Below are 24,507 nucleotides of genomic sequence, written 5' to 3'. Positions count from 1 at the left end.
CCCGGTGCTGGCAAGCCAATACACTCCAGGATTGAATGGACACTCTCCTTTTCATCATCAGCAAGCTGGTAGCCGCGGTAATCAAAGTGGAAGCCTGGCTGTTGCTGGGCATGGCGCTGGCGTTGCTCGGCCTGCTGACGGGGCGGCTGCTGGAGCTGCGTTCGCGCAATACCGCAGAGAACGCCGCCCTCAGCCTGGCTGTGGCGCAACCGCAGCCGGGCCAGACATGGGTGCTGGTGACCAGCGCCTTCCACATGGCGCGCGCCATGCACGAGTTCCATCAGGCCGGCTGGCCAGAGATGAGCCCTTACCCGGTGGATTACCGCAGTGGGCGCTTTTGTTGATGGGATCGGCTGGGACCTGGCAGAAAATCTGCGCGTGCTGAATACCGCCTTGCATGAAAGGGTGGGCTTGCTGGTGAGTGGGGCGCCGGCTCTATAAAACCAGCCAGCCCCTGGCGGCGCAGGTGTTCTGCCAGAACGCCGAGGACCAGCAACTGCTGGTGGACAATCGGCTCGTACCCAGCGCACGCCTCACCCTGCTCCCCGGCTTCGGTGTAGATCTTCAGTGCTTCAACCCCTCCCTGCGCCAAGCCCACAGCGGCCCCTTCCGCCTCCTCTACGCCGGCCGCATGCTGGCCGACAAAGGCCTCCACGAGCTGATCGCCGCCATGCGGCAGCTGCACGCCCAGGGTCACAATGCCGGCTATGGCTCTGCGGCTTTGCCGATGTCAGCAACGTCTCCGCAATGACCACCGCCCAGCTGCAGGCCTGGGGCGAAGAGCCGTTCACCGAATGGCTGGGCCCCACCGACGCCATGGAGCAGGTGCTCGCGCAGGTGAACTGCGTGGTACTGCCGTCCTACCGCGAAGGCCTGCCCCGCTCACTGCTGGAAGCCGGCGCCACGGGCCTGCCAGTAGTGGTAACCGATGTGTCCGGGTGCCGGCATGTGGTGCAGCATGGTGTAAACGGGCTGCTGTGTGAGGTGCGGGATGCGGTGGCGTTGGAGCAGGCGATGGGTGCGATGGTGGTTATGGCGGCGGGGGAGCGTGCTGTTATGGGTGCAGCGGGGCGGCGGGTGGTGGAGGAGGGGTTTGGTGAAGGGATGGTAGTGGAGGCCGCGGTGGCGGCGGTGCGGAGGGTTTCGCGGCGGGGGAGGTGCGGGCTAGGCTTGGGTGAAGTTGGTTGGTTTTGATGTACCAATTTTTTGGTGGTTTTGTGATGCTGTGAATGTTGGCGAGGAGGGGGCCCTTGCCAGCGGCCGCAGGAGGGCTATGATGACCACATTGGCGTTTGATTCGCTTAAGTACGCTCGGAAGCCTGGAGAGGCGGGTGGTGCGATATCCCGTGGCAGAAGTCTGATGCGCAGGCGGGGTTGGGGGGAGCTGGCATCTTTAGGCATGTACATCGTTACCCAAATTGGAGGAGATAAATGCAGACTTCGCTAAAGGAGCTAGAAACCCAAGCTCTGGGCCTCAGTGCAGACGAACGTGCGAAGCTGGCCGAGACAATGCTAGCGTCACTGAGCGCGCCGATTAATGAAATCGAAGATGCCTGGGCGCAAGAAATTGAGCAAAGAGTTAAAGCGTTTGATCGCGATGAGATTCAATGGTTTACCGCGGAAGAGGTCTTCGCTGATGCCAAACGTATCTGAAAGCGATGTACGCAAGATTTATCGCGCCGGCACGGCTCAAGTTCCCAAAGGAAGTGGCCTACTACAATAAGCAAGAAGCAGGTCTCGGCGCGGCGTTTGCGCAAGAAGTCGAGTACGCCACTGCAAGGGCTTTGTCATTTCCTGGAGCAGGTTCGCCAGCCACAAAAAGTACCAGAAGAGTATACGTAAAGCGATTCCCATTCTCTCTGGTCTACCGGCCAAACAAGGAGGGTATTGAAGTTTTTGCAGTTGCTCATGTTTCGCGTCATCCCGAATACTGGTTGTCACGCACTTAGAGAACTTCGTCAGAGGTGGCGTCCGCAAGGAGTGGCGGGGTTTGGTGGAATGTGCTGGTTATAACCGAAAAGCGTCTCCGCGGAGATTTTGACTGGAATTATTGCCAATGAGGCGGGATTGATCCGGCGCAAGCAAGTAGTATGATATTGTCATACTTTTGATTTGCCAGGAGTACCAGCCATGAGCATGCACCGGAAGACCATCACCCTGACTGAGCAGCAAGACGACTGGGTGAAAGGCCAGATTGAGAACGGTCATTTTGGCAATGATAGCGAGTATATCCGCGATCTCATCCGCAGAGACCAGCAGGCCAAGGAACGTCTTGCGACACTCAGGCAGGCCCTAGCTGCCGGTGAGTCGAGTGGAAAATCCAAGCCCCTGGACATATCCGCCATCAAATCTGCTGGCCGTAAGCGAGTGAAAGCGTCGAACTAGTGCCCAGACTAACCGTCACGCCGAAGGCAGAATCTGATCTCACCGGAATCTGGATATATACCTGCGAAGAATGGGGAGCCGATCAGGCGGATAGTTACCCTGATCAGCTTGAGGCAGGAATGAATCAGCTGACTCATTATCCATCTCTCGGCGCTAACTATGCCCATGTTTTTCCCGGATATCGCAGATTGCAGGTAGAAAATTACGCTGTTTTCTATCGAGTGCTCGAGACGGAGGTGCGTGTTGTTCGCGTGCTTCACGAGGACATGGATGCACCGCAACGGCTTCTGGATTAGCGGCCTGGGCGGGCATTGCATTCCCAACGACCCGCTCTACCTCACCGGGAAGGCTCGCGAGTACGGTCTGCATACCCACTTCATCGAGCTGGCCGGGGGAGGTCAACAGCGCCATGCCCGACTACGTGGTCGGCAAACTGGTCGAGGGCCTCACCGACTATGCGCGGTAGCCTCGTGTTGGTGCTGGGAGTCGCCTACAAGAAGAACGTTGGCGACATGCGCGAATCCCCCTCCGCCATGATCATGGAGTTGATCCAGTAAAAGGGCGGGGAGGTGGCCTACAGCGACTCCCATGTGCCGGTCTTCCCCCCGATGCGCCGCTATTACTTTGACCTGCAAGGCATGGAGCTGCCCCCCGCAAGCCTGGCGGCTATTAGACGACAATTAGCGGTCAACCGGCCAAGCTAATTGACGCCGAGCGGCCAAGGTAGTTGACGTCCAATAGGCGGCCTTTGACCCTGTGGTGGTCGCCACCAACCATAATGGCTTCGACTATGCTCTGATCAAACAGCACGCCCAGCTGATTGTGGACACGCGTGGGGTGTATCGAGAGATTTCGGCGCATATTGTGCGTGCGTGATCGGGCCTGGACCGTTTTGATGTTCCAGATGGCTACCTCATTGGAGATACTGATTCCCGCCTGATCCACTTGCATAGCTATGAGGAGGGACTATTATGGCCAGCATGGCATTTGACACGCTCCAGTATGCACGCCGCCTCAGGGCGGCGGGCTTTCCGGAGCCCCAGGCTGATGTGCAGGCGGAACTCATGGCTGAGGCATTTGGTTTTTACGCGGAAAATCTGCTCACGCGGGATCACTTCACCGGAGTGCTGAATGCGCGCTTTGGGGAGTTTGGCGCGTTGATGGATGCACGTTTCAGCAAGCTCGAAGACCGGATGGGAGCCCTTGAAGGTCGAATAGAACATATGGAGGGCTGCATTCAGCAGCTGACAAAACTCACGGTCAGGATCGAACGCACCCAGTTCGTGCACACCTGGATATTGGGTGTTGGCGTGGCCGCCCTGGTGGTTCCGCAACTGAATGTCTGGCTGGCGTAGGGGCTGCCGGTACAGCCTGCATCATAGCTCCACCTCGCTGACCGGCCTTGATGTTCCAGATGGCTGCGCGAAGGTGCTAACAATCCCTGAAATTAACCAATTAGGTTGAAAATTGCATAATAAACCATCCTGGTTGAAATCAATGATTTTCAACCAGGATGGTTGATATGAGCTATCTGGCAGTGATCGGTGATATTTGTGGTTCCCGCGAGATCCCGGAAAGGGGCGAGCTGCAGATCAAATTAAAAGAGGTGCTCGACGAACTCAATCTTCTCCATGCAAAAGCGCTGGCATCTCCTTTCACCATCACCTTGGGTGATGAGTTCCAGGCGGTGTTATCTAAGGCGATACCCCTTTGGGAAATGATCGCCATGATTCAGAGTCGATTATTTCCGGTCAAGGTGCGATTTGGCGTAGGTTTGGGACGAATCGATACCCCAATCAACGACAAGGTTGCGCTGGGCATGGACGGGCCTGCCTTCCATCGTGCGAGAGATGCGGTTGATGTACTGAAGCGGGAAGGTGGATTGTATCGGGTCGAGGGGCTTGCACAGGGAGAGCTGGCGAATCACTCATTGGCACTGGTGTCGCATTTGCAAGGCCAATGGCAGCATAACCGTTTTGAGGTGTATCGACTTCACTTGGCCGGTCATCCGGTTCGAGGCATCGCCAAAGCGACTGCAATAAGCAAATCCGCAGTTTACAAGAATATAGCCGACGGATTGCTGGGCACTCTGGCCGGTATCGCCAGTGCCATATCAACATCTTTGGATGACGCCCTGGTAAAAGAACGCCATGGTAATTGAGTACCAGGTATTCCTGTGCTTCGTGTTAACGACGCGGCTGGTGTATCTGCGATGCAGGTTGGTCGGTTTTGATGTTCCAGATGGCTACCTCATTGGAGATACTGATTCCCGCCTGATCCACTTGCATAGCTACGAGGAGTGACTATTATGGCCAGCATGGCATTTGATACGCTCCAGTACGCACGCCGCCTACGCGCGGCTGGCTTTCCGGAGCCCCAAGCTGATGTGCAGGCGGAACTCATGGCCGAGGCATTTGGTTTTTACGCGGAAAATCTGCTCACCCGGGATCACTTCACCGAAGTGCTGAATGCGCGCTTTGGTGAGTTTGGCGCGTTGATGGATGCACGGTTTGCAGCGCAGGATGCCCGGATGGACAAGCGCTTCGCCGAGCAGGATGCGAAGTTCGAAAAGCGTTTTGCAGAGCAGGACGCGAGAATGGACAAGCGTTTCTCAGAGCAGGATGCAAAATTCCTTGGGTGCTTCGTTGATCAGAATGCCGGATTCGAAAAGCGTTTTGGCAAGCTGGAACGAACTTTGTTCCTCCACACCTGGATGCTCGGGATTCTCGTGCTTGTCATGGTAATTCCGCAACTGCAGGTGTGGCTGGGGTGAACTGGCATCTTCCAGACTACTCACTTTATCACCGGACTTTTGCGTACATGTCTCGGCCTTGCGGGCATTGAGCTCGGGGTTTTGTTGCAGTACCAGGAGTCGATGATCGCAACCAGGCAAGCAAGCGCGCGTTCCAGGCGCATATAGGTAATGTAAGTACTCCAAACCTGGTTCGGGCGAACCACGGCTACGCCTTGTAAGGTGGCCGAATTTGATGAAACTCGGTGCTTGGGATAGTCGTTTGGGGCGACTATTATACTGTGTATGCATACAGTTACGGGGGGTTGTCATGGGCATGCCAGTGGTTGTGGAGGATCGGCCCGAACGCCTGACTGGAGCGCAGCTGGGTCAGGCGATAACGCTTCTGTCGGCGCAGATCAATGCGGCGAATCACCGCTTGTTGAAGATGATCGCCGAGTTTGACCGCCGTGGCGATTGGCGCGAGCAGGGAGCGATGCGTTCCTGTGCCCACTGGCTGGTGGCCAATTGCGGTATTACGCTGGGCGCTGCGCGGGAAAAGATGCGAGTGGCGCGGCAACTGCATGTGTTGCCGGAGGTCGATGAAGTCTTCTCGGAGGGCGGCATTTCCTATTCGAAGGTGCGGGCCATCACCCGTGTGGCCACGCCGGAAAACCAGGGCTTTATGGTGCACCTGGCCCAGCAGAACAGCGCGGGTCACCTGGAGAAGCTGGTAAGCAGGTATGAACCGGTCGCAGAGCCGGGGCTAGCGGGGTTGCTGGAAGCGGGGCAGGAAGAAGTTGCGACTGCCGGGGTGTCCTGCGATGAAGCTGAGAGTGGCGCCGCACCGGAACTGGATGCCGAAGCAATGCGTGAACTGGCTCGGGAGCTCTACTGGTTTCAGGACCAAGACGGCATGTGGATTATTCATGCCAAACTGCCACCGGAGCAGGGGCAACTGGTCATGAAGGCCCTGCAGGCAGTGGTCCGGCCTCTGGAAGAGGAGCGCCACGAAGAGTGGAAGACAAAGCAGAAGGCCCGCATGCAAGCGGTGGCGCGGAAGATTCTGCAGCGTGGGGGCACCAAGGCAGCCGCGAGTGCGGAAGACGGGGCGGAGAGTGCTGATCCCTGTTCACGTGCTGTGAGCAGTGTGAGCCAAAACCTGGATGCAGGGACTCACTCTAACGGTGCAACCCGCGGTCTTTCTGCAGGGGCTATCTTCAGCGGTGCAAGCCCCAGCCTGGGTGCAGTGGCGCCCTCCGGCAGTGCAGGTCGAAGCCTGCATGCAGAGGTCACCGCCGGTCGAGAAAGTCGCCACGATATAGAAGCGCTCTCCGGCGCTTCAAGCCCGACAGAGAGTTCAGAAAACAGTGATCGGGAAGGTGTGCCAGATCATGTTGCTTACGCCCGGGCGGAGAAAAAAATCTCCGCGGAAACGTTTTCGCAGCACATGAACCAGGTGCGAGCCGATGCGCTGGTCGCCGTGGTGGAGCACTTCCTGGCCTCGGGGCCGGATTATCGAGGTTTGCAGGGGCTGAAAGGGTCAGAGCGCTGCCAGGTTGTCATGCACGTAGACATCAATACCCTCCGCGAACAGCGCTCTGGAGTGTGTTGTAGTCATGGGAGGGCGCACTTCGAGGATAAACCGTGGCTGTCACCGTCCACCGCGCGGCGACTGAGTTGCGATGCGTCGCTGGTCACGGTTTTGGAGGATGATGCCGGCAAGGTACTGAACGTGGACAGGAAGTCCCGCATTGTGCCGGGGCCTATTCGCCGTGCCCTGCGTGAGCGGGATGGCGTCTGCCAGTATCCCGGTTGCCAGGAATCGGAGTACGTGGATGCCCATCATATCAGGCACTGGGCCGAGGGCGGAGAAACACGGCTGAATAACCTGGTGACGCTGTGTCGGTTCCATCACCGGCAGCTGCACCGCGGCTGTTTTGACATTCGTTTGAATGGGGTTTCCGCGGAGATTTTCTCGAACTGCTAGTGGGATATTGTTGATTAATAAAGCAGGCAGATAGTGTCCGGCGCGTTTTTTCTACGCGTCAATGGCCTGCTGATGGAGGAGCGTCTATAAGAAAAGTATCGATCAGATGCGCGAACCGGCCCCAGCCATGGTCGCATTGTGGCTGTGTGGCTGTGTGGCTGTATGGCTGTGTGGGTTGTCGGAGTTGCAAGCCCTGCTGATCAAGCCCCAAGCCCTATAAACTAAACACCCTCACCCACAACATCCCGCGACACCACCACCTCATTCTGCCTTCCCAGCAACTCCACCAGCAGCGCCGCCCGGTCAGCGTCCCGCGCCATCTTGAACACCGCGGGCAGTCCGGCGAACGGGCCTTCCAGAATGGTCACTTTATCGCCGGGCTTTTGCGTCCAGGCCTCGGCCTGGCGGGCATTGAGTTCGGGGGTCTGTTGCTGCACCAGGAAGTCAATAACCGCATCCGGGATCGGCGCCAGTACCTGGCCAAAGCGCACCAGGTTGGCCACGCCGGGGGTGCTGCGCACCGTGGCGGTACTTTGCTCGCCCAGGGCCACTTTCACAAACAGGTAGCGGGGGAAGAGGGGGCCAATAACGGTTTGCCAGCCTTCCCGGCGCCGTTTGCGCTGGCTGATACAGGGCAGAAAGGTGGTGAAGTTCTGGTCTCGCAGGTTGCGGGCTGCCTTTTCTTCTTCACGGGGTTTGCTGTGTACTACCAGCCAGGTCATGTGCCTACCATCATGGATTTGCTGTGTACTACCAGCCAGGTCATGCGTCTACCATGATTGGTTTGCGGGCACGCAGGGCGAACAGGCAGTGGCCGATGAACACACTGATGAACAGCATCATGGCGATGTATTCAGCCGTTTGCATCAGGGCGATACCCGCGGCGGCCATGGCACCGGCGTAGCCGATGATGATCCAGCGTGCGGCAGGTGCCGCAATGCCCCGGTCCTGCAGCAGATGGTGCAGGTGGCGCCGGTCCGGGTGCATGGGATGATGCCCTTCAAGTACCCGCAGCAGCATGGTGGCCAGCATGTCCATCAGCGGTACGGCTACCAGCCACAGCGCGGTCACCGGTTGAATCAGTGCATCCTGCCCCTGGCTCAGGTACACCACCAGGGCGCACAACATGAATCCCAGCAGATTACTGCCGCTGTCGCCCAGGAAGATTTTTGGCAACCATGGGGTGTTGGGCCCCAGGTTGAATGCCAGGAATACCAGCAGCGGGATGATGATGTATACCAGGGTGGGCAATACCGGATGGCCTGTCTGCAGGGCGAGCAGCGCCAGGGCCACCAGGGGCACCAGCACCAGGCCGCTGGCCAGGCCATCAATACCGTCCATCATATTGTAGGCGTTGGCTACCCCGGCGAAGGCCAGGGCGGTGAGTGGTACCGCGAGCAGGGCCAGGCTGATAGTACCGAAGCCCAGCAGGTTACCCACCTCGTACAGTACAAAATTGCCGGCCAGCACCATCAGCAGCCCGCAGCCCAGGTGCAGTAGCAGGCGTTTGTTGGCGCTCAGATCCCGCCAGTCGTCTACCAGCCCCGCCAGAAATATCACCCCAAACAGGGCAACTTCGGTCAGGCCGAAAGGAGTAAGGCCATATGCCAGGTACGCGAAGCACAGGCTGGCAAAAATCGCCGGGCCGCCAGCCAGTGGAATATGACCACTGTGTTGTTTGCGGTGGGAGGGTTTGTCAACCAGATCAACGCGTACGGCCAACCATGCGGCCAGATAGGCGAACACGATGGCACTCACTGAAATAATTAACACTGCCGTTGGATAAAGCTCGGGCATTGATAGCAAATCTTTGTTGAGGGGTTACAGACACGAGCATTGTAAAGATTTGCGTGCTGGTTTTGCACAGTTTTTTTGGGATTTATCCGGGTATTGAGACTTTTGGACTGCGCTGGTGAGACATTTCGCTATGGCGGCGGCCCAGCTGGCCGCCGGCTAATCCGTTGGCAGGTCGTCTTGTGGGAAGCCGTGGCGTTGCTCGCAGAGGATAGGGAAGATGTTCTGGCGGGCGGGTATCAGCTCCTCCGTGGATAGCCGGCACACGGAGATGCGCAATTCCCCCGCGGTATTGTGGCCAGTGGCTTCCGCCAGGTTATCCAGGATAGTGCGCACCTTGCTGGTGCTGATGGCGTGGTCCGTGGCAATTTGCTGCAAGGTGCTGCCACCGATGAAATCCTCGAAGATGGGCAGGGTGTGCAGGTCGAGCCTGCTGCCGGCCAGGCCCACCAGGGTGCCATCCTGTTCGCCCCGGAGGATGGTGCGATTAAACGGGTCCTCAATATTCGCGGTGTACACCACGTAGCCAACATCCAGCTTGATTACATTGCAGATGCCCCGGAACATGCGGCCGCTGGGGGTAAGCAGCCAGACCCAGCTGGTGGCATTGCCGTAGGCCCGGGCGGCGTCTTCCAGCAGTCCGCCCATCGAGTCCTTCTGTAGCCGCTGGTCGCGCCGCCAGCTTGGCGGCAGGTGGGCGATAATAGCGTCGCGCCTGGAGATCTCCGAGAGTGACTTGCCCTGCACATCGGCTTCTTTGATGCCGAACACCGCCTCCGCCATGGGTGACATGGACAGAATCAGCATGTCCTCATCCAGCCGGACCGCCAGCATTACCTGCCCAATACCTTCAACCCAATCCATGTTTCCCTCTATTATTGTACGGCTGGGTCTAGTGTAAGCACTTATCACATGAGCGTGCATACTTCTTTGTTGCACCACAGCTGCATTGAGACAAACTGAAGGTATTGGTGAGACAGGTCGCGGTATTGTGGTGGCGGCTTGCGTTAATTCTCCTCCACCAGCACCGGAGTATGCTGGGCTATGCTCTGCTGTCGCAGGCGCAGTGCATCGGCCAGGATCTGGCCGGCTTCACCGAGTAGCACATCCGAGGCATCGTCGGCCTCTTCCAGTGCCTCTTCATCCGTTTGTTCACCAGTTTCCTCCAACGGCGCGCTGTCTTCCACCTCAGCGTCCTCGAGACTGGTGAGCAACTCCTTTCCCTGGGCGGCGCGGCGACGGTTCTCAATGGCCAGCGCCTTCAATTCCTGTTCCTCGCGCATGGCAATACGGGCTTTCTCGTTCAGTGGCAGGGTTTTGATACTCCGCGCTTCTTCCGCCAAATTCACCTGGTCTTCGAGGTAGACAAAGTCGGGGTTTTTGGCACTGCGCGAGGCGAACAGCCGGGTCAGGTCGGGCACGATGGCGGCGATATCGCCATAGCGACGGTGCCGAACCGGGTTGATCTGGTCCCAGTTGAGGGCGTGCTCCAGTGCGCTTTCACCGATTTCATCCGGGTCGAACATCGAGGGGAAGGTTACGTCGGGCACGACACCGCGGTGCTGGGTGCTGTCACCGGAGATACGATAGAACTTGGACTCGGTGAGTTTGAGCTGGCCCTCGGTGAGCGGCAGCATGGTTTGCACGGTGCCTTTACCAAAGGAGCGGTCACCGGCAATGATGCCGCGCTGGTAATCCTGGATGGCGCCGGCAAAAATCTCCGAGGCGGAGGCGCTCAGCCGGTTGATCATTACCAGCAGGGGGCCGTCATAGTAGGGAGTGCGTGCCCGCTTGCCATCCCGCCAGACCCGGCGCGAGGAGTGACGAATCTGCACGGTGGGGCCGTACTCAATGAACAGGCCGGTGAGCTCGTTGGCCTCCTGCAGGGAGCCGCCGCCATTGTGGCGCAGGTCGATGATGATGCCTTCCACACCTTCGTCCTGCAGTTCGTCCAGTAACACCTTAACGTCCCGGGTGGTGCTCTTGTAGTCGTCTTCACCCCGGCGCATGGCATCGAAATCAATGTAGAAGGCGGGGATATCGATCACCCCGATCTTGATCATATCACCGCCATCGGCCGCGGGAATCTCCAGGATTTCCTTTTGGGCGGACTGTTCCTCCAGTTTCACCTGGTTGCGAACAATGGTGATCTCCTGGCGCATGTCGGCGGTGGCCGCCTTGCCCGGGATAATCTGCAGGCGCACGGTGGTGTCCTTGGGGCCGCGGATCAGCTCCACCACTTCATCCAGGCGCCAGCCGATCACATCTTCAAATGCACCATCCTCGCCCTGGGCCACGGCGATGATCTTGTCCGAAGGCCGCAGTTCGCCCTGCTTGTCAGCCGGGCCCGCGGGCACAATGCGCGCCACCTTGGTGTACTCGTCTTCCAGTTGTAATACGGCACCGATACCTTCCAGCGACAGGCTCATATTGATGTTGAAGTTCTCCGAGCGCCGCGGCGACAGGTAGCTGGTGTGCGGGTCGTACAGCTCGGTCAGGGCATTGGCGTAAATCTGGAACACGTCCTGGTGGTTGTACTGCTTTACCCGGTTGAGCTGGTTGCGGTAGCGCTTTTCCAGCACCTCGGCGATATCATCTCCTTCTTTTTCCGCCAGGCGCAGGCTTAACACCTGGTTCTTGATGTGCAGGCGCCAGCGATTGTCCAGCTCGGCCAGGTCAGTGGCCCAGTCGCGGTCCTCGCCGTCGAGCCGGTAGTCTTCATCAACGGTGAAGTCCATGGCGTCGATGCGTGCCGGCAGGGTGTCAATGATTCCGCTGAGCCGGGCTTCCAGACGCTGCTGGAAGCGGTTGAAGATGGTAAAGCCGGCTTCCAGGTGACCGGCGTGCAGCTCTTCATCCATGGCATTGCGGAAGCGTTCGAACTCCGCGAGGTCGGCACTGGTGAAGTACATCTTGCCACCGTCGAGGCTGTCGATGTAGTTGTCCAGGTGCATGGACGACAGCAGGTCGTCGTACTCGAGCTTGGCGTAGTGGCGTTTTTCCAGCTGCTCTACCAGCTCGACGATTGTTTCGCGCTGCTCGTCGGTGTAGGTAATGAGGCTCCACGCCGGCGCGGCGAGCCCCAGTAGCGCCAGTGCAAACAGGCCCCAGATACCGCCGAGCAGTTTGCTGCGAACCTGCACTGATCGTGGTGTGTTCTTGATCAAGGGTGTTACCTCCGGATTGCTGGCCGCCTAGTGTAGCGCCGTGCCATCTTTGATCCAATATTAATCGATTTATGCCCTGTCTGTTTCGTTAACCCCGGCGCCAGGCATGATAGCGCTTGAGCAACGCCAGGATGCGCTGCGGGGCATGCTTGCGCTTCCATTCGCCGGCGGCGTATTTGTTGGCCTCGGCCCGGGTGGGGTAGCTGTGAATGGTGCCCAGTATCTTGTTCAGCCCCAGGCCATGCTTCATGGCCAGTACAAATTCCGCCAGTAACTCGCCGCTGTGCTCGCCCACCAGGGTGACCCCGAGGATGCGGTCCTTGCCGGCGGCGGTCAGCACCTTGACGAAACCCTGGCGTTCACCTTCTGCTATGGCCCGGTCAAGATCATCCAGCTCATACCGTGTGACCTCGAAATCGAGCCCCTGTTCCGTGGCTTCCTGCTCATTAACGCCGACCCGGGCGATTTCAGGTTCCAGAAAAGTCACCCAGGGGATCACCCGGTAGTCCGCGCGGAACATCTTGAACTCACCGAACAGGGCGTTGACCGCGGCATACCAAGCCTGGTGCGCAGCGGTATGGGTGAACTGGTAGGGCCCGGCCACATCGCCCACGGCGTAAATATTAGGATAGGTGGTTTGTAAAAAGTCGTTGGTGATGATGGTGCGATTGGTATCGATGCCCAGGTTTTCCAGGCCATAGCCTTCGAGCCGGGCCGCACGGCCCACGGCACACAGCAGGCCGTCAAAGGGTAGGCGCTGCTCACCGGCCGGGCCCTCGATGACCAGGTATTTATGGCGCTGGCCATCCTCGGTTTCATATTCACAGCGCAGGGCCTTGCTGTTGGTGTAAACCTCGATACCGTCTTTTTGCAGAGCGGCCTGGGCAATCGCGGACACTTCCTCGTCTTCTTTCAGCAGTAGCCGCGGCAGCATTTCCACCAGGCTGACTCGCGAACCGAGGCGGGCGAAGCACTGGGCCAGCTCGCAGCCGATGGGGCCGCCCCCCAACACGATCAGCCGTGCAGGCGGCGCATCCAGCTCCGCCCAACTGCTCCAGAGGGTGTCGCTGGTGACATAGCCGCTGTCTTCAATACCCGGCAGGGGCGGCACAAAGGGGCGGGCACCGGCGGCAATGATGATGTTGCGCGTAGTCATATTCTTGCGGCTGCCATCCGGGTAAGCGATTTCAACCGTCCAGGGATCAACAATGGTGGCGTAACCCTGAACCACATCCACCCCGAGATCGGTGTAGCGCTCGACACTGTCATGCGGTTCAATCGCGCTGATAACCTCCTGCACCCGGCCCATGGCCGCGCGGAAGTTGATATCGAGGGTGCCGGTGCTGAGCCCGTACTGGTCCGCATGGCGGATCCGGTTGGCCAGCTTCGCGGTCTTGATCAGTGTCTTGCTGGGAATGCAGCCGTAATTCAGGCAATCGCCGCCCATTTTGTGGGCCTCCACCAGGGTTACCCCGGCTTTGACGGTAGCACCTATATAAGCGGACACCAGGCCGCCGGCGCCGGCACCAATGACCACCAGGTTACGGTCAAACTGCTTCGGCTTCTGCCAGCGCTTGTAGATACGCCGTCCCTGGATGAACCCGACTATTTTGCGGGCCAGCAGCGGAAACACGCCGAGCAGAGCAAAGGACCCGATCAGGGTGGGGGAAAGAACGTCACCGAGGCTTTCCAGCTGGGCCAGTTGGGTACCGGCATTCACATACACCACGGTACCCGCGAGCATGCCGACCTGGCTGACCCAGTAAAAGGTGATAGCGCGAATGGGGGTCAGGCCCATCAGCAGGTTGATGACGAAAAACGGGAATACCGGTACCAGTCGCAGAGTGAACAGGTAAAAAGCGCCGTCGCGCTCAATGCCGGCGTTGAGGGCCTTGAGGCGTTCGCCGAAGCGCGCCTGTACGGTGTCGCGAAACAGGTAGCGCGAGACCAGGAAGGCGAGGGTGGCACCGATACTGCTGGCGAAGGACACAATCAACAGCCCCCAGCCCAGGCCGAACAGCGCGCCGCCCGCCAGGGTCATTACCGCCGCGCCCGGCAGGGACAGCGCGGTGACGGCCACGTAAAGCAGGAAAAAGCCGCCGGCGACCAGCAGCGGCGCCGAGCTGCGCCATTCTTCAAAGCGTGCCAGGCCTGTTTGCAAGCCCTCCAGTGTCAGCCACTGGTTGATGTCCAGCAGGAAAAAAGCGGCAATGAGGGCCGCGATAACCGCCAGCAGAATAATGCGTTGCATGTAGTGCTCCAATTCCCTGCCGGGGGCCGTGTGCCCCCTCGCTGTAGGCTTGATGTTCTACTATACGTTTTGTTACAGCTTTTAGGGCAGATTAGTCGCGGCATCAGGCACGGTTGCTGTGGGTGCAGGCGGCTAACATGGTATAAAGACCTTTATTCACCGAGTATGGCCGGCCGGTATTCCTGCGCATGATGTCGATTGAACTGACCAACACCATGATTTTCTGGGGCGCCGCCCTGGCGCTGCTGTGCGTGGTGGCCAGTGGTTTGTCGCGACGGGTGGGCGCACCGGTACTGCTGGTATTCCTGGTGCTGGGCATGCTTGCCGGGAAGGAGGGGGTGGGCGGTATTCGTTTTGACGATATTGAACAGGCCTTCATGTTCGGCAGTATCGCCCTGGCGCTGATTATTTTTGATGGTGGCCAGGGAGCGCGCAAGGATACCTTCCGGGTAAGCCTGGGGCCCGCCCTATCACTGGCAACAGTGGGCGTCGTGATCACCGCGGCCCTGACCGGGCTGGCGGTACGACTGATTCTGGGCCTGCCCTGGCTGGAGGCCCTGCTGATCGGCGCAATTGTAGGGTCTACCGATGCCGCGGCGGTGTTCGGGCTGTTGCGTGCGGCGGGGCTGGAGCTCAAGGAGCGTACTGGGGCGACCCTGGAAATCGAGTCCGGCAGTAACGACCCCATGGCCATCTTCCTCACCATCACCCTGGTGGAGCTGCTGGTGCTGCGCAGCGACTACCCCGGCTGGGAGGTGCTGGCCGCCTTCATCCAGCAAATGGGCATGGGCATAGTACTGGGCGCGGCGGGGGGTTACCTGCTGGTGCTGCTGCTCAAGCGTTTGCCGCTGCCGTTATCGATGTATCCGCTGTTGGCACTGGCCGGTGGTATGAGCGTGTTTGGCCTCACCAACCTGTGGGGTGGTAGCGGGTTTCTCGCGATTTACGTGGTGGGAATCATGGTGGGCAATGCCTCGCTGCCCCACGCCAAGGATATTCGTCGCCTGCACGATGGCGTTGCCTGGCTGGCGCAGATCGGCATGTTCCTGATGCTCGGCCTGTTGATCACTCCCAGTAGCCTGGTTCCGGTATTTCTGCCCGCGATGGGTATCGCCCTGGCACTGATCCTGGTGGCGCGGCCCATGGCGGTGTTGTTGTCACTATTACCGTTCCATTTTCCCTGGCGCGAGCAGTTGTTCATCAGCTGGTGCGGGCTGCGCGGTGCGGTGCCGATTATCCTGGCGCTGTTCCCGTCACTGGCGGGGCTGGAAATGTCCGCCACCTATTTTGAACTGGCTTTCTTTGTGGTGCTGGTGTCGCTGGTCTTGCAGGGCTGGACTATTGCGCCAGTGGCGCGCTGGTTGCGAGTGGAAGTACCGCACAGCCTGGAGGAGCCCGAGCATCTGGTACTCAAAATCCCCGATGACCAGGAAAAGGAATTACTGGTGTACCAGGCGGTGACCGGCAGTCCCGCCATCAACCTGCCGGTTCGGCGCCTGCCCCTGTCCGGCGGCGCCCAACTGATGGGGGTAGTGCGCCACGGCATCCTGCTGGAAGACTGGCAGGAGCAGAAGCTGCTAGCGGATGACTATGTGGTTGTGCTGGCGGCGGACGGCGGTATTCCCGCGCTGGCGCGGCTGTTTGCACCTACGGAGGTGCGCAGTTACCTGCAATCCTCGGCCTTCTTCGGCAACTTCGTCATCAAGCCCGACGCGAAGCTGGCGGACCTGTCACAGATGTACGGCTTTGAGGTGCCCGAGGCACTGCAGGCAATGACGGTGGCCGCTATTTTCGACAAGCGCTTCCATCACAAGCCGGTGGTGGGGGACCGGGTGCGCCTGGGTGTGGTGCAGCTGGTGGTGAAAAAGCTCGACGGCGACCGGATCGCCGCCGTCGGTCTCAAGCTTGGGTAGCCGCTTCCCGGTCGCTTAGTCGGCATCCGTGGCAATAAGGGTGATACCCGCCAGGTCCTGCGCATAACCTTTTTTCCGCTCCAGCTCCATGCCCCGGAGGATCTGGATGCGCTGGGCCTGGGGTGAACCCGCGCCGTGCAGTGACTCGGTCAGGTAGCCCACCGCATTGCGGCCCAGGGTCATGTTCTCGATCAACCGCAGCATGCGGGTGCGAGATTCCACCGGGATGTCCGGGCGGCCCTGGAAGTATTTGTGCAGCAGCGGGCCGGTGCTCTCGTGGTCAAAATCCGCCTGGGAGGGCAGGGTAACCATCAACCCGCCGGCCAGGTCCTGGGCGAAGCGGGCGATTTCATAGGGGAAGCGGGTCACGTTGTGTTTGCACACGTTGGCCAGCATTTCATCGTTCATGTAAATGCCGGATTCCAGCGGCTGGGCCTCGTGGGAGGAGGCAATGGCGGAGGAGTAGATGGTTTCGTTGAGGTGGGTCATCTCCACCAGTTTGTCTTTGATGTGGCTGGCGGCATCGGCACCATTGTATTCCGCGATGGAAGCCGCGGCCCCCACCATGACATCGCCCAGGCCGGTTTTGCAGACGTAACTGGCCCGGTGATAGGCGGTGAAACGGGCCACCATGGGCTGGGCGAATTCGTACTCGCCGTCCATCAGCACGTGCTCCCAGGGAATGAACACGTCCTCAAACACGACCAGGGTTTCCTGGCCGCCGAAGCGGGCGTTGCCCTTGTCGATATCGCCACTCTCCAGTGCGCGGGTATCGCAGGACTGGCGGCCATAGATGTAGGTGAGGCCCACCGCATCCCCCGGCACCATGCCGACCACGGCATAGTCTTTATCGGCCTCGGTCATGTTCATGGTGGGCATGATGCAGATCCAGTGGGAGTTGAGGCCGCCGGTCATGTGCGCCTTGGCCCCGGTAACATACAGGCCCTTCTCCGTGCGCCGGTTTACGTGCAGGAACAGGTCGGGGTCTGCCTGCTCGTGGGGGCGCTTGCTGCGATCGCCCTTGGGGTCGGTCATGCCGGCGCCGATGATCACATTATTGCGCTGGGCCTCGCACAGGAAATCCAGGTACCGCTGGTGGTAGGGCGTACCGTACTTCTTGTCCATGTCGTAGGTGATGGAGTGCAGCACACTGATGGTATCCAGGCCCGCACAGCGCTGGAAGCAGGTGCCGGTAATCTGGCCCATGCGCCGCTGCATGCGGTTCTTCATTACCAGGTCCTGCGGGGATTCCACGATATGCAAAAACCGGTTCACCGGCGCGTTGATCAGCGGCGAGTGCGCCGTGGCCAGCTCCGGGTTGTCGGTGGCGAGGTCGTAGGTGGCCTGCAGGGCATTGATGGAGGGCCGGATGATGGGGTGATCCACCGGCTCGGCGATCTTTTCGCCCATCAGGTACACGGTTACCCCGCGATCGCGCAGGCTGTTGACGTAATCGTCGCCGGTGCGGATGGGGCTAAAGCGCGCCCAGCGCTCGGCTGCGGTTTCTTCGCGTTGGGTCGGTTTGATTGTAGTCACAATAAACACCTTTTTATCAGAAGTCAGGCCAGCGATAACGAGTGCCGACGCCACAGATAATATACCACGGGCAACACCAGCAGGGTCAGGAACAGCGCGCTGATCATACCGCCCACCATGGGCGCTGCAATCCGGCTGACCACTTCCGCACCGGTGCCGGAACTGAGCATGATGGGTAACAAACCGGCGATAGTGGATACGGTAGTCATCATCACCGGCCGCACACGCAGGCCGGCACCCTGTGTCACCGCCTCCAGTAGCTCTTGCCCCTGCGGCGGGGACCCCCGCTCCTGGCAGTCTTGCAACAGCTGTTTATACGACTGGTTGAGATAGGTGAGCATGATGATCCCGATTTCCACGGTCACACCTGCCAGGGCAATGAAACCGACCGCCACCGCCACCGAGAAATTGTAATCGAGCAAGTACATCAGCCAGATGGCGCCGATGACGGCCAGGGGCAGGGTGCCCAGGATGATGGCGATCTCGGTGAAGTTACGGAAGTTCATGTACAGCAGGATGACGATGATGGCCAATGTCAGCGGTACCACATAGCCCAGCTTTTCCTTGGCGCGCTGCATGTATTCATATTGACCTGACCAGGTAATCGAGTAGCCCGCGGGCAACTCCAGTTGCTGCTCAACCACCGTCATGGCGTGCTCGACATAGCTGCCCACGTCTACATCTTCAATATCGACGAAGGTCCAGCCGTTCAAGCGCGCGTTCTCGCTTTTGATTGCTGCCGGCCCGTTTTCCACATAGATGTTCGCCACGTCCGCCAGCGCAATGTTCTGGCCGCTGGCCGTGACAATCGGCAACAGTGCCAGTTGCTCCGGCGAGTCCCGGTAATCCTGCGGATAGCGCAGGTTGACCGGGTAGCGCTCGCGGCCCTCAATAGTCTGGGTAACGTTCATGCCGCCGATAGCAGTGGCCACCACCTGTTGCACATCGGCTATGTTGAGGCCGTAGCGCGCGGCTTTTCCACGCTGGATGTCGACCTTGATATAACGGCCACCGCTCACCCGTTCGGAGTAAACCGAGGCGGTGCCCGCTACCTCTTCGAGGATTTGTTCCAGACGCTGGCCGATTTTCTGTATCTCCTCAAGATCTTCGCCCGCCACCTTGATGCCCACGGGTGTCTTGATGCCGGTGGCCAGCATATCGATGCGGGTCTTGATGGGCATGACCCAGGCGTTGGTGAGCCCGGGAAATTTCACCAGTGCATCCAGCTCCTGCTTGAGCTTTTCGGTGGTCATCCCCTCGCGCCATTCGTCTTTGGGCTTGAGTTGAATGAATGTCTCGATCATGGTCAGGGGGGCGGGGTCTGTTGCGGTCTCGGCGCGGCCGATTTTCCCGAACACGGTTTTGACCTCGGGCACCGTCGCAATCAGTTTGTCGGTCTGTTGCAAGAGTTCCCGCGCCTTGCCGATTGAGAGCCCGGGATAGGTGGTGGGCATATACATGAGATCGCCTTCATCCAGATCCGGTATAAACTCGCTGCCGATCTTGTTAACCGGCCAGATCCCGATTAAAAATACCACCAATGCCATCATCAGGGTGGTTTTCGGAAAGCGCAATACACCCTTGAGCACCGGCATATAGCCCGCGATCAATACCCGGTTAACCGGGTTCTTGCGCTCGGGGACCACGCGGCCCCGGATGAAGTACCCCATCAGTACCGGCACCACGGTGACAGCCAGCGCCGCACTGGCGGCCATGGCATAGGTCTTGGTAAAGGCCAGCGGGCTGAACATGCGCCCTTCCTGCGCCTCCAGGGTGAACACCGGGATAAAACTGACGGTGATGATCAGCAGGCTGAAGAACAGCGCCGGCCCTACCTCGGCGGCTGAGTCCGCCACCACCCGCCAACGATTTTCCGGGGTTAATGGTGTGCGCTCCATGTGCTTGTGCATGTTCTCGATCATCACGATGGCACCGTCGATCATCGCACCGATGGCGATCGCGATGCCCCCCAGGGACATGATGTTGGCGTTGAGACCCTGCCAGTACATGACAATGAACGCCGTCAGTATTCCCAGTGGCAGGCTGATCACCGCCACCAGCGACGAGCGGACATGAAACAGGAAAATCACGCACACCAGCGCCACAATGGCGAGTTCCTCGAGCAGGCTTTTCCAGAGGCTGTCCACGGCACGGGTGATCAGTTTCGAGCGGTCGTAGACGGTGACAATTTCCACGCCCTCCGGCAAACCCGCTTTCAGGGTTTCCAGTTTGGCCTTAACGCCATTGATGGTCTCCTGTGCATTCTCACCAAAGCGCATTACCACGATGCCACCCACGGCCTCACCCTCACCGTTGAGCTCGGCGATCCCCCGGCGCATTTGTGGACCCAGGCCGATATCGGCCACGTCCCTGAGCAGTAACGGTGTTCCGTTCACGTCTACCCCCAAAGGAATGGTCCGGAGATCATCAATACCCTGGAGGTAGCCACTGGCCCGGACCATGTATTCGGCTTCTGCCATTTCCACGACCGAGGCTCCGACCTCCTGGTTGCCGCGCACAATGGCGGTCTGGATATGTGCCAACGGTATACCCAGGGCGCGCAACTTTTCCGGATCCACCCGCACCTGGTACTGCTTGACCATGCCACCGATCGCCGAGACTTCGGACACGCCGGGCACTGTCTGCAGTTCGTATTTCAGGAACCAGTCCTGCAGGCTGCGCAGGTCACTGAGGTCGTGCCTGCCGGTGCGATCCACCAGTGCATAGAGGTAGACCCAGCCGACACCGGTGGCGTCGGGGCCCAGCTGCGGCCGCGCACTGGACGGCAGGGTGGGCGCCACCTGGGACAGGTATTCCAGGACCCGGGAGCGGGCCCAGTAGGCATCGGTGTCCTCGTCAAAAATGACATAGACGTAGGAGTCGCCAAAGAACGAGTAGCCGCGCACGGTCACTGCGCCCGGTACCGACAGCATGGCGGTGGTGAGCGGGTAGGTGACCTGGTCCTCCACCACCTGGGGTGCCTGCCCGGGATAGCTGGTCTTGATGATTACCTGCACATCGGACAGATCGGGAATGGCGTCTACCGGTGTGTTCTTCAGGGAATACAGGCCAACCCCAACCAGCATCGCCGTGGCCAGCAGCACAAAAAAGCGGTTATCGACGGACCAGCGGATCAGGGACTCAATCATGGTTGTGCTCCCCATGGTTGTGCGCTTCCTGGTCGGGTTGCTGGTGCTCGTGGTCCTGCCGACCCATTTGTTGCCGGCCTTGTTCTCCCTGACCCTCTTGTTGCTGGTTCGGCCCGGTCATGCGCTTGAAGTCCGAGGTCTTGCTGGACTCGGAATCGATCAGGAACTGGGCGGAGGTTACGATGCGGTCTCCCGCATTGAGACCAGACAGTATTTCCACCCGGCGCTGGCCGACACGGCCGAACTCCACGGCCACCGACTTGAATCGCCCGTCGCCCAGGGCCAGCACGACACGCGCCTGGCGGCCAGTGCGGATCAGGGCCTCCCGTGGGATCAACAGGGTTTCCGCGCCCGGTTCAGTGGCAATGACCAATTGCGCGAACATACCCTGCTTTAAAAGGGTATCCGGATTGTCGACGCGTACCCGCACCTGCGCGGTGCGTGTTTTGGGGTTCAGCGATGGATAGATATAGTCCACCTGCCCAGACCACTCCCGGCCGGGCAGGTAATCCAGCACTATACGGACCGGGTTCCCTTCACTCACCAGGTTCACCTGCTGCTCGAAAACGTCCCCGATTACCCAGAGATGCTCCAGCTGGGCAATGGTCATCAGGTTCATGCCGGGCCTGATGAACATGCCCTCGCGCACCTCGAGCTGATTCAATACCCCCGATTTTGGTGCGGTAACGGTAATGGTCTGGCTGATCTCACGGGTTTTACGCAACCTGTCTATGTCCTCCTGTGGCACCTGCAGTGCCAGCAGGCGCTCCTCGGCCGCGCGAATCAATGCCGGATTGTCCCGATTCAAACCCAGCAATAACTCCTCCTGGGCGTTAACCAGGGTAGGGGAGTAGAGTGCGTAAAGGGGGTCGCCCTGGCGGACAGGGTCACCGGCCGCCTTGACATGCAGCTTTTCAATCCAACCCTCCACTCTCGGGTGCAGATGGATGAGGTGGTCTTCGTCGTACTGCACATAGCCTACCGTGCTGACATCACCGGGCAGGCGGCCAGTTTCGACCGTCCCGGTGCGCACCCCAAGATTATTGACGACCGTGGGTGAAATCCTGACGGTACCGGCTTCATCTTGGTCGGTGCCCGCCTCGTAAACCGGGACCAGGTCCATACCCATGGGGGATTTGCCGGGTTGGTCGCGCCGGTAGTTGGCATCCATCGGCGCCACCCAATATAGCGGCTCGCGCTCTGCCTCCGCTGCCGTTTCAACCCCTGTCTCGCGACTGCTCAATAACCACATAGCGACACCACCGAGTACTACGCCGGCGGCCGCACTGAGCACAATTCTGGTAAAAGTGTTCATCCTGGAATTCCTCAAAACGGTTCTGCCGGGGCGCTGTCGCCAGACGGCGCCCCGGTAAGCAGGTAATTTATCCGGGCGATGGTCTGCTGGCGCTCCACGGCTATGGCGAGTGCGTCTATCCTGGCGTTCAGTTCCGCGATACGAGCGCGCACGGCTTCGGCAAAATCGCCGTCATCATTGTTATAGGCGATCAGGGAAGCCTCAGACTGATCCGCCATTTGCGGCAGTAGCTGGTCGGTGTAAAGCGCCCGGCGTTCATCCAGGCGGGCCAGTTGCACACTCGCCGTTTCCAGCTCCGCCATCAGCCGGCGCGCGAGTAACACCTTTTCAGTCCTGTTCGCCTCAACCCGCGAACGGGCGGCACTGACTTCTTTATCCTGCCGTTTGGCTGTGAACAATGGCAGGTCGAAGCTCACGCCAAAAGTCACGAAATCGTCCCTGCTGCGCCCGGCCAGATCCTCATCGCGATAGCCGTACTGGGCCTTGAGTGCCCATTCCGGCTTGTATTTCTGCAGGGCAAGATCGACGCTGGTCCTGGTGGCGTCGATCTGCTTGTCCAGCGCCAACAGGGTAGGGTGACTGGCGATTGCGTCGTACCGCGCTTGCTCATTTACCTGTTCAACGGAGACTACTTCCCATCGCCTGTCGACTGATTGCACCGGCAGCCCCGGCGTCAGGGGAGCCATGGCAGAGGCGCCGATCCACTCGGACAGCTGCTTTTGTGCGCTGTCCTGTTGCTGCTGGAGCACGGTCAGGCGATCCGCCAGGCGTGTCAGTTCCAGCTGGGCGCGGATCATGTCCTGCTGGCGTGTACGGCCCAGTGCCGTGGAATAACCGGCCCTGGCGGCGTCCGCCAGTTGCTCGAACAGGGCGCGATCGCGCTCTATCAACCGAATACTCTCCTGGGCCCTGAAAGCATCCAGCCACAGCCGGGTGACCGTGGCCGTGACCTTAGCCTGCCGATCCAGCCGCAGTAACGGATGTTGTTGCGCAAGTTGCTGTTTTTGTCGCTGAGCCAGCGCAAGGGTGTCCCCGCGAGGGAACATTTGACTGACGCCCAGCCCAAGCTGGGTCATGGGCGCCTCATTCAGGTCAAAAGAATTTACCGGCAGATTGCTGCCGGTCAGGCTGATTATGGGGTCGGGCAGGGTGGCGGCAGCCGTCGCTTCGTCATTAAGGGCGTTCTGCGTGTGCCGACTACCGCTGAGCCACGGATCATTTTCAACCGCGAAAGTTATCGCTTCCTCAAGGGCCAGGGTTTGCGGATTGGTCTGTGCGCCAGCGGCCGTCGCCACACAACCTGACAGCACAACAGGCAGCACCAGGCGTTTCAGCACGGAGCCGTCTAACAGGAATCGAATCATAATTGCCTCCGAAGGCAACTGGACAAATCGTTAAGTCATGAAGTAAAAGCGCCGGGCGCAGGCGAGGCTGGCCAAACAGCGTCTTGTATCAGCGAGATCGCGAAATGGGTTTTCGCGCCACGATCAGGCGATCGGGGGTCTTAACAGGGGGAAAAGCGGCGATTGCGGAACAGCCATAGCGGGGAAAAAGATCAGTATCGAATGGCTATGGGCAGGAGAAGCCTGGTAGGCGACAGTGGCTATCATCGACAGGCAGGCGTTCATCATGCAGCCGGCGTCGTTGCTGTCACCGGTACAGCAGCCATGTTGGCCCCGGGTTTCATCTGTGCCGTGGTCCGGAATGTCGTGAACCATAGTGTCGTGGTCCATGGTGCCATGGTCCATGGGTACCTGATCGCTGGTCGACGAGCTGGCGAAAGCCGGTTGTCCGCTGGACATGCTGCAAAAGTCGGCCGAGGACGCGACCGCAGTCCCCGCAAGGAGCGTTGCCAGCAGCAGCCATATCAACCACGCACCACGTCGCACAAGGATCTCTCTCGTCACACTATTCGGCCAATCTTAGCAGAACGTCGCGAGCAAGGCACTAGAGAGGGGTGTGGATAACTGTGTGGTCAAATCTCTTATTTAACATAATATATATTATGCGCATATGTGGATTCTTTTGTAGAAGTCGGATTTGCCGTGTTTTGTAGGCTCTGGTCCTGATTTCGGGCTTTGCGGCCAGCCTCGAGTGATGACAGATTGTCAGCCAGATGTGACCACCCAGCGTCCGAATCTGTAAAACCATACAGCGGCATGCGCAGCTTGACCGGTGTCCAATAATACCGGTGGCTCAGTTGCCGGTTGTACAGACAGCCACGCCGAATCTCCCAGTGCTTCCAGCCGAACCGTTCAAGGGAGCCCTGTTGTGAA

At 59.4% G+C, this 24,507-nt stretch carries 21 protein-coding genes and 2 pseudogenes; 11 read left to right on the top strand and 12 right to left on the bottom strand.

The window, feature by feature from the left end:
* Positions 1–35 precede the first annotated feature (35 nt).
* From CWI75_RS18000 to CWI75_RS17955, 9 genes and pseudogenes are all read left to right on the top strand, one after another.
* Positions 36–344 (top strand): YdcF family protein, encoded by a 309-nt coding sequence (locus CWI75_RS18000; RefSeq protein WP_101522917.1) that lies wholly within the window; start codon positions 36–38, stop codon positions 342–344.
* A gap of 223 nt (positions 345–567) precedes the next feature.
* Positions 568–1,194 carry a glycosyltransferase gene (locus tag CWI75_RS18845; protein ID WP_162300129.1) on the top strand — a complete coding sequence of 209 codons (627 nt, stop codon included), beginning with the start codon at positions 568–570 and terminating at the stop codon, positions 1,192–1,194.
* Positions 1,195–1,431: 237 nt separating this feature from the next.
* The gene (locus CWI75_RS17990; protein WP_101522915.1) at positions 1,432–1,653 is read left to right on the top strand and encodes an addiction module protein; all 222 of its coding nucleotides are present in this window, start codon (positions 1,432–1,434) and stop codon (positions 1,651–1,653) included.
* Positions 1,654–2,130: 477 nt separating this feature from the next.
* Positions 2,131–2,385 (top strand): type II toxin-antitoxin system ParD family antitoxin, encoded by a 255-nt coding sequence (locus CWI75_RS17980; protein WP_101522913.1) that lies wholly within the window; start codon positions 2,131–2,133, stop codon positions 2,383–2,385.
* Positions 2,385–2,681: a type II toxin-antitoxin system RelE/ParE family toxin gene (locus CWI75_RS17975; protein ID WP_101522912.1), complete on the top strand. Its 297-nt coding sequence runs from the start codon at positions 2,385–2,387 to the stop codon at positions 2,679–2,681. The genes CWI75_RS17980 and CWI75_RS17975 overlap by 1 nt, the downstream gene beginning before the upstream one ends.
* A 1-nt stretch (position 2,682) precedes the next feature.
* Positions 2,683–3,012, top strand: a pseudogene (locus tag CWI75_RS18975) (UDP binding domain-containing protein); the annotation flags it as partial.
* 344 nt (positions 3,013–3,356) lie between these two features.
* Entirely contained in the window at positions 3,357–3,740 is a 384-nt protein-coding gene (locus CWI75_RS17965) for a CCDC90 family protein (RefSeq protein ID WP_101522910.1), read from the top strand.
* Positions 3,741–3,907: 167 nt separating this feature from the next.
* A complete protein-coding gene (locus tag CWI75_RS17960; protein WP_162300128.1) occupies positions 3,908–4,546 on the top strand; it encodes a SatD family protein in 639 nt (212 codons plus the stop codon).
* Between the two features lie 147 nt (positions 4,547–4,693).
* A complete protein-coding gene (locus CWI75_RS17955) occupies positions 4,694–5,158 on the top strand; it encodes a CCDC90 family protein (protein ID WP_101522908.1) in 465 nt (154 codons plus the stop codon).
* A gap of 71 nt (positions 5,159–5,229) precedes the next feature.
* Here CWI75_RS17955 and CWI75_RS18970 read toward each other — a convergent pair.
* A pseudogene (locus CWI75_RS18970) lies at positions 5,230–5,391 on the bottom strand (IS3 family transposase); the annotation flags it as partial.
* Between the two features lie 56 nt (positions 5,392–5,447).
* On the opposite strand from CWI75_RS18970, the gene CWI75_RS17945 reads away from it, so the two are divergent.
* Positions 5,448–7,106 (top strand): HNH endonuclease signature motif containing protein, encoded by a 1,659-nt coding sequence (locus CWI75_RS17945; RefSeq protein WP_162300127.1) that lies wholly within the window; start codon positions 5,448–5,450, stop codon positions 7,104–7,106.
* 221 nt (positions 7,107–7,327) lie between these two features.
* Here CWI75_RS17945 and CWI75_RS17940 read toward each other — a convergent pair whose 3' ends face one another.
* The 5 genes from CWI75_RS17940 to CWI75_RS17920 form a co-directional block, all read right to left on the bottom strand.
* Positions 7,328–7,828: a transcription termination/antitermination NusG family protein gene (locus tag CWI75_RS17940; protein ID WP_101522906.1), complete on the bottom strand. Its 501-nt coding sequence runs from the start codon at positions 7,826–7,828 to the stop codon at positions 7,328–7,330.
* Positions 7,829–7,868: 40 nt separating this feature from the next.
* Positions 7,869–8,903 carry an MraY family glycosyltransferase gene (locus CWI75_RS17935; RefSeq protein WP_101522905.1) on the bottom strand — a complete coding sequence of 345 codons (1,035 nt, stop codon included), beginning with the start codon at positions 8,901–8,903 and terminating at the stop codon, positions 7,869–7,871.
* Positions 8,904–9,059: 156 nt separating this feature from the next.
* Positions 9,060–9,764: a PAS domain-containing protein gene (locus CWI75_RS17930; RefSeq protein WP_101522904.1), complete on the bottom strand. Its 705-nt coding sequence runs from the start codon at positions 9,762–9,764 to the stop codon at positions 9,060–9,062.
* 143 nt (positions 9,765–9,907) lie between these two features.
* Entirely contained in the window at positions 9,908–12,067 is a 2,160-nt protein-coding gene (locus tag CWI75_RS17925; protein ID WP_241521297.1) for a carboxy terminal-processing peptidase, read from the bottom strand.
* Between the two features lie 88 nt (positions 12,068–12,155).
* Positions 12,156–14,318, bottom strand: coding sequence for an FAD-dependent oxidoreductase (locus CWI75_RS17920; RefSeq protein WP_101522903.1), 2,163 nt, complete (start codon positions 14,316–14,318; stop codon positions 12,156–12,158).
* Positions 14,319–14,506: 188 nt separating this feature from the next.
* Here CWI75_RS17920 and CWI75_RS17915 point away from each other — a divergent pair, with 188 nt between their 5' ends.
* Complete coding sequence (locus tag CWI75_RS17915) at positions 14,507–16,231, top strand: potassium/proton antiporter (RefSeq protein WP_241521296.1); 1,725 nt, start codon at positions 14,507–14,509, stop codon at positions 16,229–16,231.
* Between the two features lie 15 nt (positions 16,232–16,246).
* Here the strand turns inward: CWI75_RS17915 and CWI75_RS17910 are convergent, their stop codons facing one another.
* The 6 genes from CWI75_RS17910 to CWI75_RS18575 all read right to left on the bottom strand — a co-directional run.
* Positions 16,247–17,767 carry a 4-hydroxyphenylacetate 3-hydroxylase family protein gene (locus tag CWI75_RS17910; RefSeq protein WP_101522923.1) on the bottom strand — a complete coding sequence of 507 codons (1,521 nt, stop codon included), beginning with the start codon at positions 17,765–17,767 and terminating at the stop codon, positions 16,247–16,249.
* 23 nt (positions 17,768–17,790) lie between these two features.
* On the bottom strand, positions 17,791–20,916 hold the full coding sequence (locus CWI75_RS17905) for an efflux RND transporter permease subunit (RefSeq protein ID WP_101522902.1): 3,126 nt from the start codon (positions 20,914–20,916) through the stop codon (positions 17,791–17,793).
* Complete coding sequence (locus tag CWI75_RS17900; RefSeq protein ID WP_101522901.1) at positions 20,909–22,231, bottom strand: efflux RND transporter periplasmic adaptor subunit; 1,323 nt, start codon at positions 22,229–22,231, stop codon at positions 20,909–20,911. Before CWI75_RS17900 ends, CWI75_RS17905 begins: the two co-directional genes overlap by 8 nt.
* 11 nt (positions 22,232–22,242) lie before the next feature.
* Complete coding sequence (locus tag CWI75_RS17895) at positions 22,243–23,595, bottom strand: TolC family protein (RefSeq protein WP_101522900.1); 1,353 nt, start codon at positions 23,593–23,595, stop codon at positions 22,243–22,245.
* Between the two features lie 123 nt (positions 23,596–23,718).
* Positions 23,719–24,120 (bottom strand): hypothetical protein, encoded by a 402-nt coding sequence (locus CWI75_RS17890; protein ID WP_101522899.1) that lies wholly within the window; start codon positions 24,118–24,120, stop codon positions 23,719–23,721.
* Between the two features lie 95 nt (positions 24,121–24,215).
* Positions 24,216–24,507 (bottom strand): hypothetical protein (locus tag CWI75_RS18575; protein WP_206604789.1); only part of this gene is annotated, 292 nt, incomplete at its 5' end.

Origin of the sequence: Kineobactrum sediminis (genome assembly GCF_002868715.1) — a bacterium.
GTDB classification, from domain to species: domain Bacteria; phylum Pseudomonadota; class Gammaproteobacteria; order Pseudomonadales; family Halieaceae; genus Kineobactrum; species Kineobactrum sediminis.
Note: the sequence above shows the minus strand (reverse complement) of the source record. Positions and strands in the feature narration are given on the sequence as shown.

Bases quoted from the DNA above. Each gene is read 5' to 3' on its own strand.
- CWI75_RS17900 (WP_101522901.1), bottom strand. From the start codon at position 22,231: ATGAACACTTTTACCAGAATTGTGCTCAGTGCGGCCGCCGGCGTAGTA.
- CWI75_RS17960 (WP_162300128.1), top strand. From the start codon at position 3,908: ATGAGCTATCTGGCAGTGATCGGTGATATTTGTGGTTCCCGCGAGATC.
- CWI75_RS17915 (WP_241521296.1), top strand. From the start codon at position 14,507: ATGATGTCGATTGAACTGACCAACACCATGATTTTCTGGGGCGCCGCC.
- CWI75_RS17955 (WP_101522908.1), top strand. From the start codon at position 4,694: ATGGCCAGCATGGCATTTGATACGCTCCAGTACGCACGCCGCCTACGC.
- CWI75_RS17905 (WP_101522902.1), bottom strand. From the start codon at position 20,916: ATGATTGAGTCCCTGATCCGCTGGTCCGTCGATAACCGCTTTTTTGTG.
- CWI75_RS17965 (WP_101522910.1), top strand. From the start codon at position 3,357: ATGGCCAGCATGGCATTTGACACGCTCCAGTATGCACGCCGCCTCAGG.
- CWI75_RS17895 (WP_101522900.1), bottom strand. From the start codon at position 23,595: ATGATTCGATTCCTGTTAGACGGCTCCGTGCTGAAACGCCTGGTGCTG.
- CWI75_RS17935 (WP_101522905.1), bottom strand. From the start codon at position 8,903: ATGCCCGAGCTTTATCCAACGGCAGTGTTAATTATTTCAGTGAGTGCC.
- CWI75_RS17945 (WP_162300127.1), top strand. From the start codon at position 5,448: ATGGGCATGCCAGTGGTTGTGGAGGATCGGCCCGAACGCCTGACTGGA.
- CWI75_RS17980 (WP_101522913.1), top strand. From the start codon at position 2,131: ATGAGCATGCACCGGAAGACCATCACCCTGACTGAGCAGCAAGACGAC.
- CWI75_RS18000 (WP_101522917.1), top strand. From the start codon at position 36: ATGGACACTCTCCTTTTCATCATCAGCAAGCTGGTAGCCGCGGTAATC.
- CWI75_RS17940 (WP_101522906.1), bottom strand. From the start codon at position 7,828: ATGACCTGGCTGGTAGTACACAGCAAACCCCGTGAAGAAGAAAAGGCA.
- CWI75_RS17990 (WP_101522915.1), top strand. From the start codon at position 1,432: ATGCAGACTTCGCTAAAGGAGCTAGAAACCCAAGCTCTGGGCCTCAGT.
- CWI75_RS17920 (WP_101522903.1), bottom strand. From the start codon at position 14,318: ATGCAACGCATTATTCTGCTGGCGGTTATCGCGGCCCTCATTGCCGCT.
- CWI75_RS17930 (WP_101522904.1), bottom strand. From the start codon at position 9,764: ATGGATTGGGTTGAAGGTATTGGGCAGGTAATGCTGGCGGTCCGGCTG.